The following is a 12,832-nucleotide window of genomic DNA, read 5'->3' on the forward strand; positions in this document are numbered from 1 at the left end:
TGCAACGGCGCGCCGACTACGCGCTGCGTAAATGCCGCAGGCAGCGTGGTGCCAGCCAGTCGGCAAGGGCCGCATTGGTCGAACCCGGGGTCAGACACAGTGCGTCGCGCACTGCCTTGATCGCCTGATGTTCGGTCAGATCCGGCTGCGCGTTGTAGGCATCGCAGACGGCGCGCACAGTGCTTTCGGGGATGCCATCGAAGGAGTGATAGCCCAATTGGCCACGCCGATGCTGGTCCCGCCAATACGTCAATTCGTTTTGCACATCGGCGTGGCGATGTACCGACACTGCATGCATGAGACACCTCGCTCGGCTAGGTCAGGGAGCAATGTTTGCGCGTTGAAAGTACGTTGCTGTGAGGATGGCCTGCACGCCGTCTCCACACGGCACGCGCCGGCAGTGGATCGCGTCTCAGGCCACTACGTTCACTGGCCGACTGGTTTAATACAGCTGTCGGCATCAGCTCACATCACTTCCGGCCAAACCACCGGTTGCGATGCAACAGCACAAGCGAACTGATCTATTGAGTTCAGCCCGGCTGCGCACTCCAAGAATGCGCGGCAACCGTGCTGGCAAACCTTGCACTGTTTGGCGTTTCGGCATGCCCGGCGCGGCGACCGACCCCGACCATGACGCTTGGCACTGGCAAATTCAGGCCCAGCCGTGCGTACTTCGCGTATGACGCGGCGAGCTCGACTTAGGGGGAAGGGCGCCGTTCGATCACGATGGTCGTGACTGCAGCGTGCAATCTCGTGGTGATACGCAGGCGCACTCTTCGCGCCGCCGTCACAATTCTCAACTGAACATGTACTAGTCATTGCGGACAGAAGCGCTCATGGACCGTCTTTCCTGCGCCATCATCGACGACGACGTGGAGTTCTGCGATCAGGTGGTGGAGTTAGCCACCGATAGCGGCTTCCGTGCCAAGGGCATTCACACTCTTGGCGAAGCCAGCCGTTGGTTGGACAGCAATTTCCCCGATCTATTGGTCGTGGACGTTGGCCTGCCCGACGGCAGCGGTTTCGATCTCATCGAACGGTTGGACCCGGACCACACACCGAAGATCGTGGTGGTGTCGGGCGATTACGCCTATGAAACCCAGGGCCGCGCGCAGCAGTTCGGCGTCAGCGAGTTCTTGACCAAGCCGTTCGCGCCGGAGCGCCTGGAGCGCGTGCTGGGTGGCCTGCGTGAGGCGCAGCAGGGCAATCTGGGCATCATTGGCAATAGCGACAGCATCGTACTGTTGCGCAAGGACATCGTGCGCGTGGCGCCGACCGATTTGAATGTGCTGGTGACCGGCGAGACCGGCACCGGCAAGGATCTGGTCGCCCGTGCCATCCACCGGGTGTCCGGCCGTCGCGGTCGCTTCGTGCCGGTCAACTGCGGCGCGATTCCGGAAGAGTTGCTGGCCAGCCAGCTGTTCGGCCACGAGCGCGGCAGCTTCACCGGCGCCGACCGTCGTCACGCCGGATTCCTAGAACAGGCCGCCGATGGCACGCTGTTTCTGGATGAGATCGGCGAAATGCCCAAGCGGTTGCAGGTCTATCTGCTGCGGGCGATCGAATCGCGCAGTTTCATGCGTATTGGCGGCAACGAAGAGATTGCGCTGGATGCGCGCGTGGTTGCGGCCACGCATCAGCATGTGCAGCGCGAGCACGCGGTGCTGCGCGAGGATTTGTTCTACCGTCTCAACGAGTACCCGATTCAGGTGCCGGCGCTGCGCGAACGCCGCGGCGATGCGCGGGTGCTGGGGCTGCGCGTGATCAACGAACTCAACGTCAAATACGGCAAGCGCAAGCTGCCGACCAAGTCGCTGCTGCGCTATCTGGCGTATCACACCTGGCCGGGCAACGTGCGCGAGCTGCGCTCGTTCATCCACTATCTGTATCTGCGCTCGGACGGCGATCTGCTGACTGCGCCGGATGTGGAGCAGACCGTGCCGCAGGCCGACGAAGAAGGGTTGTTGATTCCGGCCGGCTGGACCATGCGTCAGGCCGAGGACGCCATGATCGAATCGGCCCTGGCACGGACGCGCTTCAACAAGAAGGCGGCGGCACGCGAGTTGGGGATCAGCGTGCGGACGCTGCACAACCGGTTGAGCGACAAGGACGCGTAGTGACGGACGCTGCATTGCAGGGACGGCAGCGCGAGCTGCTGCATCAGTTGCGTAACCGTCTCAACGTGATGGGTTTTGCGTTGTATGCCTTGCGCAACGACACCTCCAAGCCAATGGAGACGCTGCGTAACGCGCATCAGTCCGCCACTGAATTGCTCAACCAGCTGGGCGAGCAAGAGCGTGCCCAGCAGCTGGCCGACGACCCGCACCCCGAGGCATCGCCGACAGCATCGCCACCCGACGACCACTGATCCGTCGTGCTCTTCTGACTGGGTGTGCTGGGTCTGCGATCTGGTAATGGTTAGCAGTCGTGTCGATGCGGAGGCGCTGCGCGTGCAGATGCAAGTGCATCCAGAGGTACAAGCCCATCGATGCTTCAGCGGTGGCCCTACTCGTATAACCGCCCTTCGGAGTCGAAGGTTTCGCGTGGCGAGGTGGTGCTGTGTCAGGACATGGAAGCACCCTTCGTGCGGAAGCTCGCCTGTCCGCGCTATGCATTGGTAGATAGTGACTTTGTGCAGATACTGGAAACGAGCTGGGTATGACCCACGGACGTTTGCAGTCAATCTCGAAGAGCTGTGTGACGCCAGCCAAGCGATTGAATCGTCCAGTAAAGCGTTTCTATCGCCAAACGAAGAGCGATGGACACCGAACGATCCGCACCCTGGCCGTGCTACGCCGCCAAATGGCAAACCCGGCCACGGCACGCTCGCTGAAGCGCGCGCGTGCCGTGGTATCGAGCGCGGGCCGATTCCACTGGCGGTACGGTGCTGTCCTTGATCCACAGTGCCGTCCCAGCAATAGCGCCGCCCCGCATAGTCGATCAAGCCGCCTTGCTGGTCCTGGCTGCTTTCTGGTTGCCGCCTTGTTCGGCAAGCAGGGTCAGCTTTTCGTCGGTGGCCTTTTCTTCTTCCAGTGTGGCCAGCAGCAGCGGCAGCGCATCGGTGTAGCCGAGTTGCTTGGCCATTGCCGCAATGGTGCCGTACGAAGCGATCTCGTAATGCTCCACCTTCTGTGCGCCACCGATCAGTGCGGCGTCGCGCACGGGGCCGGCTTCGATTTCATCGATCACTTCGCGGCTTTCTTCCACCAGGCCTTCCATCGCCGCGCACTTGATGCGCTTGAGTTTGATGCCCAGCACCTCGACCACCTGGTCGATCCGCTCGATCTGACCCTGGGTTTCTTCCAGATGGGTTTCGAACGCGTTTTTCAATTTCGGCTCAGTCGCCGCACGTGCCAGACGCGGTAGCGATTTGGTGAGTTGCTTTTCGGCGCTATAGATGTCCGACAGCTCGTGGATGAAAAGTTCTTCGATCGTCTTGATCGCCATGGGTGGCTCCCGTTATTGGTCAGAGGTTTGAAATGTCGCGTTCGCCGCCTGGCGTTAACGCGTTTTGGTTGCTCGCGTTCGACAAACGCGGGCACGATGGTTTTCTGATACGTGATTAGCCAGCCGGCCAAGGCGTCTGGCCTTAGGCCCTACCGCGTGATCGCTAAGCTAGTCTTGCGAGTGTTAGCGCGATTGGTGGAAACGGTGATCCCGATGCGATGGCGGCCTGTGCCGTAACGAGTGCGTGCACGCATCGCTCACGTGGGCGCGCGTTAGAGCACGCCAAGAGCTGGCGGACAGATGTTTCTACGTGAGCGTGCGTGCATCGCGGTCGCCTGCATCGGGCTGTACAGATGCGACGCGGCATTACTACGGATGCCGTCTTACTGAGATAACGACAGGCCATGCGCAGGCAACGTATCGGCGATGGCATGCATGTCGGTGGCGTGTGTGCATGCGGCATAGACGGATGCGCTACAACGCAGTTCACACGCCTGCACGAGATGTCCTATGACCCCGCTGGATAAACCGTTACGTCGTGAGCTACAGATCGGCGACCAGGCATATACGTTGATCATCGACCCCGACGGGTTGAAGCTGGTCGAGAAAGGAAAACGCAAGGGCGTAGACTTGCGCTGGGACGCGCTGGTCAACGGCGATGCCGCACTGGCCATCGCCTTGAATGCTTCGCTCGGCGATGGGTGAGGCGTTCAAGGCGCCGTGCATAGCACCGCGACGACCCGCTTGGCTCAGGTCCTCGGAAACAACTGCGCCAGCGTGCGCACTGCCGCTTCGGTTGCGGCACGGTCGGGAGTTGCATCGGCATTATTGAAGTCGTTGGCGCCCTGCGCCTGTACCAGCAGCCCGTCGCGACGCGGCACCACATTGAGATTGTGGCCGCGCCAGACCAGACCGTAGGTGACCTCCGGTTGCGGGATCAGGCGTGCGGTCTGGCCACGCACCGGAATCACGCTGTCGTCGCCCAGCAGTGCACGCGCGCCGTAGCCGGTGGCGTTGATCACGATTTTTTCGCGCAGGTCGGCAAACTGACGCGGATCGTCGAAGCTGCGCGTGTAAAGCTCGCCGCCCGCCTGCAGAAAATCCTGCAGCAACAGCCGCGCATATGCGCTGATGTTGAAGGTCAGCTGGCTGTAGCGCCGCACGAACGGCACCGGGAACGGGTGGTTGCCGGCAGTCAGTGCTTGCGAGCGCGGGCCAAGGTCGTGCAGCAGCGTGCGCTCCAGTGGCGGGTAGTCTGGTTCGTGCGCCTCGGCCGAGGTGACCGGTTGATCGAACGGCACATCCGACAATGCATAGCCATCGCGCCATTCGATCGGCTCGCCGGGTAAGCCAAGCAGGGTCTGATATCGGCGAAACGAGATCCGCGCCATCTCTTCCCAGCGCGTCTTGAAATCGGCTGTGGCGTACTCGCTGGTGCAGACGCGCGAATCCGGCGACCACACGCCGGTGGCATAGAACGAGCGCACGTCCGGCAGCCGCTCGCGGGCATAAATGCGCACGCGCAGGCCGGCGCGTTGCGCTGCCACCGCCGTGGTCAGCCCAATCGCGCCGCAGCCGATCACTGCCAGCTCGCGCACGTTTGCATCGGCCGCGCGCACCAGTCGCAACGTGTGTTCGGCCGCGCCCCACGACAACGACCAACCGCTGCCTCCGTGCCCGTAGTTGTGCACCACGGTCTTGCGTCCGATGCGTTCTGCCTCGATGCGCGGACCCTGCGCACGGAACGGCCGCGTGCAGCCGTCGATGGCGATGATTCGATCGACCGATGCGCGCATCGGCGTCAGTGCAGGCGCGGCAGCGAAGGGAATCGGCAATGCATCGGGCGGCGGCAACGGTGTGGACGGCGCAATGGCCGCCTTGCCGGTGGCAGCCCAACTGCCGGTCGAAGCGGCCGCAAGCGCAAGGCCTGCGCTGTGCAAAAAATGACGGCGGTGCATGCGACTCCTGCGCGGTGGTGTGGAGGGTGGTCAACCGACTGCGATGTAAGACGCGCCGCCGTCCCGCAGCAACACAGCGGGGCCACCCGATGGCAACGCACGCCGACCTGGCACGACAGCGTGCTAGGCCGCCTGCCTTACGGCAACCAGGCAAGCGGTCTGTTGCTTGCCTGTGTCGAGCATACCGCGCAGGGCTTGGCCTGCCGACCAGCCAGGTCGGGTTTCGTCCTGCGATCCCGGCACTTGAGGTAGCGCTGACGGCCATTCGTCGCCCAGGGCTTTCGCAGCGGCACGTGCCGGCTATGCTCGCTCCCGTCCCATCTCCGACGAGTCCCTACCGTGTCTGCCAGCGTCTTTCTGATCGTGCGTATCGTGTTCGCCTGGGCTGCCGCGCTGGTGGTGGCGGGCAGCATGTGGGCGCAGCTGTTCGGCTCTACCGGCGCGTTCTTCGGCCTGATCTGCATGGTGCTGTTGACGTTGGCGTTGATGAGCGCGATCACCCATGTGCGGCGCGTCCGCCTGATCGCCGGACGGTTGGACCACGACACCTTGTCTACGCGTCAGCGCCGCCAGATCGAAGTGCCGCTGGAGGCGCAGGCCAGCTTTGCTGTGGTGGAAGAGGCAGTGCGTGCGCTGCCTCGCGTGCAGGATGTCGAATGCGCGCCGGGCAGCCTGCTGATCCGTGCCAAGATCCGCCGCTTCGACCCATACGCAGGCCGCAAGCCTTCGCGCTGGAATCTGTTTGCGCGCTTTGCCATCACCCATAACCAGGTGCTGGTAACGATTGCGCCGGGGCAGGGCACCAGCAGCGTCACCGTGTTGTGCGAGCCCGATGCCGGCGCCTGGGTGGACCTGTTTGCGGTGGACGAAGGCAGTAACTTCGAGAACGCCGAAGCGATGAATCGCGCGGTGGTGCGCCGGGTCGGTGAGCAGCGTCGCGACGAGCAGGCTGCCGCCGAGCAATCGGTGATGGAGAAGGAACTGGCCGTGGCGCGCTTGAACCTGCTGCATGCGCAGGTGGAGCCGCACTTTCTCTACAACACGCTGGCCAGCGCCCAGGTATTGGCGCGCACCGATCCGCCGCGCGCCGACATCATGATCGGCCACTTGATCCAGTACCTGCGCCGCTCGCTGCCCAGCGCGGACGATGCCACTTCCACATTGGGCGAAGAACTCGAACGCACCCAGGCGTATCTGGAAATCCTGCGCATCCGCATGGGCGCGCGGCTGGCGCTGCAGGTGGAAGTGCCGTACGAGCTGCGCGGCCTGCAGGTGCCGTCGATGATGTTGCAGACGCTGGTGGAAAACGCCATCAAACATGGACTGGAGCCCAAGCCCGGCGGCGGTACCGTGTGGATCCTGGCGCGCCGCCTGGACGAGCACCAGGCCACGCTGACCGTGGCCGACGACGGCCAGGGGTTCAACACCCATAGCCACGGCACCGGCATCGGGCTGAAGAATCTGCGCGAGCGGCTGCAGCTGATCTATGCCGGCACCGCCAGCTTTGCCATCGTGTCCAATTTCCCCAGCGGCGTGGCGGCCACGCTCACGCTGCCCTTGCCGGCGCAACCGGCCGCGCCGCGCCCGCCGCCGCTGCCTGACGCCGCCACCACCACCGAGCAGGTGCAGGCGTGAGCGCGCTACGTGCGGTGATTGCCGAAGACGAGGCGCTGCTGCGGCAATCCTTGCTCGCGCTGCTGGCCGAGGTATGCCCGCAACTGCAGGTAGTCGGCGAATGCGAAGACGGCGCCAGCGCGCTGGAGACCATCGCCACTCAGCAGCCGGATGTGGTGTTTCTGGATATCCGCATGCCCGGCCTCACCGGCATCGAGGTGGCACGCGCGATGCGCGAGGTCAGCCCGCGCACGCAGGTGGTGTTCGTCACCGCCTACGATCAGTACGCCATCGATGCGTTCGAACACGGTGCGGTGGACTACCTGCTCAAGCCGATCAACCGCGAACGTCTGCAGGCCACCTGGCAACGCGTGCAGCAACGCGCCGCCGCCGGTCAGCCGGACGGCAGCCTGCTGGAAGCGCTCTTGCAGCGTCTCTCTGCACGCCCGGCAGCGCCCGGCGTGGCGCCACCACTGGCCTGGCTCACCGCCACCAGCGGCCGCGAGACGCGTCTGATCGCACTGGATGAGGTGGCGTATTTCCAGGCCGATCAGAAATACACCACGGTGATGACGGCCGGCGCTGAGGCGCTGCTGCGTACCCCGCTGCGCGAGTTGCTCGATGTGCTCGACCCGCAGGTGTTCAAGCAGATCCACCGCTCCACCATCGTCAACATGAAGGCGGTGGCCTCGGTAGTGCGCGACGACACCGGCAAGGGCCGGCTGGCCCTGCGCGGGCGCAGCGAAACGCTCACCGTCAGCCAGCCGTTCATGACCCTGTTCCGCGGCATGTAATCCCCCGTCTCCCCCATACCGCATCGACAAGAAAGGACTGCTTCCATGCGCCTGATCGCCTCCCTGGTGTATTGCCTGCTCGCCCTGGCCGGCTGCCACGAACGCAACGGCACCACTTCGATCACCCGCGCCACCAGCGATGGCCGCGACGTGCTTTTCAGCAAAACCTTGGTCACCGACGCCGAGACCAATGTGCATTGCCTGGCCAGCAGCAGCGGCCAGTGCCATTACCTGATCTATGAAGAGCAGTGCCCGGCTGCCACGACCGCCGCCACGGCCAGCGGCGGCACGCCGGCGCCGGTGTGTGCGCGCAAGACGCTGGACAGCTTTGCGCTGCTGCCCGGTCAGGTTCGCGCGCTGCGCGGTCTTCCGGCGGCAGCCCACACCTGCGTGGACCGCAGCGTGCCCGCTGCCGAGTGCCACGGGTAAGCCGCGGCGCGTGGCAGCGTGGCAGCGCGGCAGCGCGGCAGTGTTGCGTAGTGCAAGCAACAACTGCGACGGGCGCACGGGTGCGCGCGCCGTCGCATCGCGGCGTCGCGTAGAGCCTGAATACGCACTGACGACAAGCGGCCGCTTCTGCGATCATTGTCGGCTTGTTGCCGGTTTGCGGCGCCCTCACTGTCAGGCTTTTCATGTCCGAACATTCGTTGCGCCGCGACGTCGGCCCTTTTGCGCTCATGCTTACCGGGCTGGGCTCGATCATTGGTTCCGGCTGGTTGTTCGGCGCCTGGCGCGCGGCTGGGCTGGCCGGTCCGGGCGCCGTCTGGGCCTGGATTCTGGGTGCGGCGATCATCACCACCATCGCGCTGTCCTACGCCGAACTGGGCGCGATGTTCCCCGAATCCGGCGGCATGGTGCGTTACAGCCATTACTCGCACGGCTCGTTGGTGGGCTTCATCGCCGGCTGGGCGAACTGGATCGCGATCGTTTCGGTCATCCCGGTCGAAGCCGAAGCCTCGGTGCAGTACATGGCCTCCTGGCCGTGGGCCTGGGCGCAGGGTCTGTATGTGCAGGCACCTGGCGGAGCTGGCGAGTTGTCGGTGCCCGGGCTGCTGATTTCGGCGGTGCTGGTGCTGGTGTATTTCTTCCTCAATTTCTGGAGCGTCAAGCTGTTTGCGCGCTCCAACACCTTGATCACCGTGTTCAAGCTGGTGGTGCCGGCGGCGACCGGCGTGGCCTTGATCGCCAGCGGCTTCCACAGCGAAAACTTCAGCGTCGGCATCCATGGCGATGCCCACGTGATCGACCTGGCGGCAGTGCTCACTGCGGTAGCCACCGCAGGCATCGTCTTCAGCTTCAACGGCTTCCAGAGCCCGGTGAATCTGGCCGGCGAGGCACGTAACCCGGGCCGCAGCATTCCGTTCGCGGTGCTCGGCTCGATCGCGCTGGCCACGGTGGTCTATGTGATCCTGCAGGTGGCCTATATCGGCGCGGTGCCGCCGGATCTGCTGGCCAAGGCCGGCTGGCACGGCATCGATTTCCGCTCGCCATTCGCCGAGCTGGCCATCATCGTCAACCTGCATTGGCTGGCGATGCTGCTGTACATCGATGCGTTCGTCAGCCCCAGCGGCACCGGCATCACCTACACCGCCACCACCGCGCGCATGGTCTATGGCATGGAAAAGAACGGCACCATGCCGGCCGCGCTGGGCAAGCTGCACCCGGTGTGGGGCGTGCCGCGCATGGCGATGTTCTTCAACCTGGCGGTGTCGTTCGTGTTCCTGTTCTTCTTCCGCGGCTGGGGCACGCTGGCGGCGGTGATCTCGGTGGCGACGATCATTTCCTATCTCACCGGGCCGATCAGTGCGATGGCGCTGCGTCGCCACGCGCCGGAACTGCATCGCCCGCTGCGCATCGCCGCCTTGCCGGTGCTGGCCGGCGTCGCGTTCGTGATGGCGACCGAGCTGCTGTACTGGGCGCGCTGGCCGCTGACCGGCGAGATCATCCTGCTGATGGTCGTGGCGCTGCCGGTGTACTGCTACTACCAGGCCAAGCAGGGCTGGCCGGATCTGCGCCGCAATCTCAAGGGCGCGGCCTGGATGATCTGCTACCTGCCGATCATTGCGCTGCTGTCCTGGGCCGGCAGCAGCGATTTCGGCGGCCATGGCTACCTCAGCTACGGTACCGACCTGGCGGTGGTCGCCGCAGTCGGCGTGGTGTTCTACATCTGGGGCGTCCGCAGCGGCTGGCGCACCCCGTCGGTGGAGCAGGCGGTGGCGCGGGCTTGAGTGGGGCGTGTCAGCGGAATGCGGGTTGGAGACCGCTGCGCGCAGCAGATAGTGCAGATGGAGCTTGATCGTAGCGGGGTTCCCGCCTGCGATGACGTTGCCAGCCGATCGCACTGGAATATTCGCCACGATCCGATGACATAAAAAACGGCCGGTGCACTGCGCACCGGCCGTTCTTGTTTGGAGTAGTCACCGTCTACCCACGGCGTGCTGCAGCAACATCCATCGCTGCAGCGGTGCGCTGGTCGCTTAGGCGTTGACGACCAACCGTGGTGCGCCATCGAAGCGGTCCAGGTCGCGCAGCAATTCGGTGTAGCGGCGCAGGCGGCCCATCTCACGCATATTGACGATGTCCTCGTGGCGCAGTTCGCGCTTGGAGGTCACTTCCTGCTTGTAGTGCAGCACTTCCGGGTAGCGACGCGTCATGTCCAGCGCGTCGGCAACGCACTCGACCGAGTCTGCATCCGGCGCCACCCGCGCGCGGCTGTTGAAGGCGCGCAACCAGCGCTCGAAACCGGCGCTGTGATCGAACAGATCGGCGATGTACCACATGATGAACAGGATCGACGCCCACGAGGTAAAGATGATCACCACGCGGCTAAAGGTCAGGTGGTAGTCGTTCTGCCACAGCTGATGCGTGATCACGCCGAGCAGCACCAGCGAAATCGCCTGCCAGCCGATGATCGAGGCGATCACCCATTGCTTCTTGGCCACCTTGAGCAGATCGAGCTCTTCGTCGAGCTGCGTGTCGGTCTTGTCGCGCCAGTAGACGACCTGCTCGTCGAAGGAGCGTCGATGGAGTGCGTTGTCCTGCAATAGCAGGCCTAAACCCTGAAACAAAGCGATCATGACAAGCTCCTAACGGATGACTGGTACGAACGACTTGCTGCACCGGCGGTTGCTGGTGCCCTGGAGCGACCGACGCGCCTTGCGCTGCATGACAAGGTCGGACGGCTCTAGTTCTAGCACTTTCGCTGTGCATGGCAATGCCTGCGGCGAACCTGTGGCCGCGCAAAGTTGCGCACTTGCGCACAAAACGCTGAATTCAGGCGGTTTGTCTGCAATGCCATGGCATCGCGCGCGCATTGCATCGCCACTCTTGTTGCACTGCACACTTGCTACTGCGGCGATCCCGCGCGTGACTTGGCTTAGCCAGGCTGGGGATCGGGACGCGTCGGCGGGGGTGGGCACGCGGCTACCAAAACGACGGCGCGGCCTCGGGGTGGGCGCGGCCGGTGCTCATCATCGGAACTCCCCTGCGGACGAGACGGCTCGCCCGCGCCGTCCGCGTCCACCTGACGACTGCGCTATTAGGTGATGGTGGCTCCAAGTGCGGGCGCTGCGCCCCCGCAGCTGGCTAAACAAGAACGACGGCGCGTCGCTGTGGCTGACCGGTGGATGAGGCAGCTGTGGGAGGGTAGTCCCGCACTGACGTGATCGTGCAGGCGCATCCGTATCATGGTGGCATGTCAGCCGTCCTGCGTACCCTCACTGCCCCCGCCGCCGAACAGATCCGCCGCTGGGTGCTGGGCGCGTTTCCGCGTGGCCAGAGCACCATCGAATACGATCAGCCGCTCGGCGATCCCGGCATTTTCGGGCCCGACAGCGTCACCTGGCGCGTGCACTCCGAATTTCCCGGCATGTTGTCCGGCGGGTTGTGCGCATTGATGCTGCAACTGTTGCACCCGCGCGCGCTGGCCGGGGTCTACGATCACTCCAACTTCCGAGCCGATCTGGTCGGTCGGCTGCGGCGCACCACTAACTTCGTCGCCGGCACGACCTACGCGCCGCAGGCCGAAGCCGAACAGCTGATCGCGCGCGTGCGGCGTATCCATTCGCATATCCGCGGCCAAACCGCCGACGGCGTGCCGTACGAGGCCAACGATCCTGCGCTGCTGACCTGGGTGCATGTCACCGAAGCCTACGGGTTTCTGCAGGGCTGCCGGCGCTATTGCCGTGATGTACCGGACGCAATTGCCGACCGCTACTACGACGAAGCGCGACGCGTGGCCGAAGCCCTCGGCGCGACCGATGTGCCCGCCAGCGAGGCCGCGGTGGAGGCGTATTTTGCGTCGGTGCGCGGCGAGCTGCGCATGGACGCACGCTCGCGCGAGGTGCTCGACATCCTCACCAGCATCCAGCTGCCGGTGCCTGCGGCAGGGCTGTCGCGCGGCGTGTTCCTCGGTGCCGGCACTGCGTTGTTGCCGGGCTGGGCCAGCGACATGCTGGGCCGCACCACCACCCAGCGCGCACAGGCACGCGCATCCGCCCGCCTGCTGCGTAGCCTGTCGCCGTTGTTCCGCACCGCGTTGCGCGACGGCTTATCGGCCCGTGCCTGCCGGCGCATGCAGTTGGAACCGGCGACGTTGCTGCAGTGGCCTGAGTAGCGGTTTGGCAGGTGGGATTTGTGTGTGGCTTGCGTACTGGTTTAGTGCTGCATGGTGCTGCGGGTGCGGTTACATCGCCACGACTACCGACCCTCACCCCAACCCCTCTCCCGGTGGGAGAGGGGCTTGTCTGCGGCGCCTTCTCGCAAGGCTGCAATAACCGATCAATCCTGCAGTGAATGACCTGCGATGTGTCTGCGCATCCGGCACCAAGTTTGTCTCACGCAGCGATTTGACCTGCGGCGTGCCCGAGCGAGCGGCCTGCAACGTTTTCTCTCGCGGTGATTGACCTGCATGTAAAGAGCAATCGGCAGCCAAGACCCTCTCCCCCGAGAGATGCGTTTGGGTGAGGCAACAGCGCGCGTGGGGCGACAACGCCAGTAAAGAGCAATCGGCAGCGAAGA

Annotated in this window: 11 protein-coding genes and 1 pseudogene; 8 read left to right on the forward strand and 4 right to left on the reverse strand. The window is 64.4% G+C overall.

Annotated features, from left to right (window positions below; genetic code table 11):
* Positions 1–16: 16 nt before the first annotated feature.
* On the reverse strand, positions 17–298 hold the full coding sequence (locus VC212_RS18410) for a hypothetical protein (RefSeq protein ID WP_115529003.1): 282 nt from the start codon (positions 296–298) through the stop codon (positions 17–19).
* A 538-nt stretch (positions 299–836) separates the two neighbouring features.
* Between VC212_RS18410 and VC212_RS18415 the strand changes: the two genes are divergently transcribed.
* Both VC212_RS18415 and VC212_RS18420 read left to right on the forward strand, forming a co-directional pair.
* The gene (locus VC212_RS18415) at positions 837–2,117 is read left to right on the forward strand and encodes a sigma-54 dependent transcriptional regulator (protein ID WP_115554688.1); all 1,281 of its coding nucleotides are present in this window, start codon (positions 837–839) and stop codon (positions 2,115–2,117) included.
* 68 nt (positions 2,118–2,185) lie between these two features.
* Positions 2,186–2,368, forward strand: a complete 183-nt coding sequence (locus VC212_RS18420) for a hypothetical protein (RefSeq protein WP_323515105.1) — start codon at positions 2,186–2,188, stop codon at positions 2,366–2,368.
* A gap of 572 nt (positions 2,369–2,940) precedes the next feature.
* Here VC212_RS18420 and VC212_RS18425 read toward each other — a convergent pair.
* Entirely contained in the window at positions 2,941–3,447 is a 507-nt protein-coding gene (locus VC212_RS18425; RefSeq protein WP_115554686.1) for a ferritin-like domain-containing protein, read from the reverse strand.
* 510 nt (positions 3,448–3,957) lie between these two features.
* Here VC212_RS18425 and VC212_RS18430 point away from each other — a divergent pair.
* Entirely contained in the window at positions 3,958–4,152 is a 195-nt protein-coding gene (locus VC212_RS18430) for a hypothetical protein (RefSeq protein ID WP_115554685.1), read from the forward strand.
* Positions 4,153–4,196: 44 nt separating this feature from the next.
* Here VC212_RS18430 and VC212_RS18435 read toward each other — a convergent pair whose 3' ends face one another.
* Entirely contained in the window at positions 4,197–5,405 is a 1,209-nt protein-coding gene (locus VC212_RS18435) for an FAD-dependent oxidoreductase (protein WP_323515021.1), read from the reverse strand.
* Between the two features lie 339 nt (positions 5,406–5,744).
* On the opposite strand from VC212_RS18435, the gene VC212_RS18440 reads away from it, so the two are divergent.
* The 4 genes from VC212_RS18440 to VC212_RS18455 all read left to right on the forward strand — a co-directional run bounded on the left by VC212_RS18440 (position 5,745) and on the right by VC212_RS18455 (position 10,041).
* The gene (locus VC212_RS18440; protein ID WP_323515020.1) at positions 5,745–7,040 is read left to right on the forward strand and encodes a histidine kinase; all 1,296 of its coding nucleotides are present in this window, start codon (positions 5,745–5,747) and stop codon (positions 7,038–7,040) included.
* Positions 7,037–7,813 carry a LytTR family DNA-binding domain-containing protein gene (locus VC212_RS18445; protein WP_115514000.1) on the forward strand — a complete coding sequence of 259 codons (777 nt, stop codon included), beginning with the start codon at positions 7,037–7,039 and terminating at the stop codon, positions 7,811–7,813. The genes VC212_RS18440 and VC212_RS18445 overlap by 4 nt, the downstream gene beginning before the upstream one ends.
* A gap of 45 nt (positions 7,814–7,858) precedes the next feature.
* On the forward strand, positions 7,859–8,242 hold the full coding sequence (locus tag VC212_RS18450; protein ID WP_311239087.1) for a hypothetical protein: 384 nt from the start codon (positions 7,859–7,861) through the stop codon (positions 8,240–8,242).
* A 203-nt stretch (positions 8,243–8,445) separates the two neighbouring features.
* The gene (locus VC212_RS18455; RefSeq protein ID WP_055847846.1) at positions 8,446–10,041 is read left to right on the forward strand and encodes an APC family permease; all 1,596 of its coding nucleotides are present in this window, start codon (positions 8,446–8,448) and stop codon (positions 10,039–10,041) included.
* A 249-nt stretch (positions 10,042–10,290) separates the two neighbouring features.
* Here VC212_RS18455 and VC212_RS18460 read toward each other — a convergent pair.
* Positions 10,291–10,980, reverse strand: a pseudogene (locus VC212_RS18460) (hypothetical protein).
* Between the two features lie 527 nt (positions 10,981–11,507).
* Between VC212_RS18460 and VC212_RS18465 the strand changes: the two are divergent.
* Positions 11,508–12,428 (forward strand): oxygenase MpaB family protein, encoded by a 921-nt coding sequence (locus tag VC212_RS18465; protein WP_055850228.1) that lies wholly within the window; start codon positions 11,508–11,510, stop codon positions 12,426–12,428.
* Positions 12,429–12,832 lie beyond the last annotated feature (404 nt).

The sequence above is a fragment of the Xanthomonas sp. WHRI 8932A genome, from assembly GCF_035012785.1.
Lineage (GTDB): Bacteria > Pseudomonadota > Gammaproteobacteria > Xanthomonadales > Xanthomonadaceae > Xanthomonas.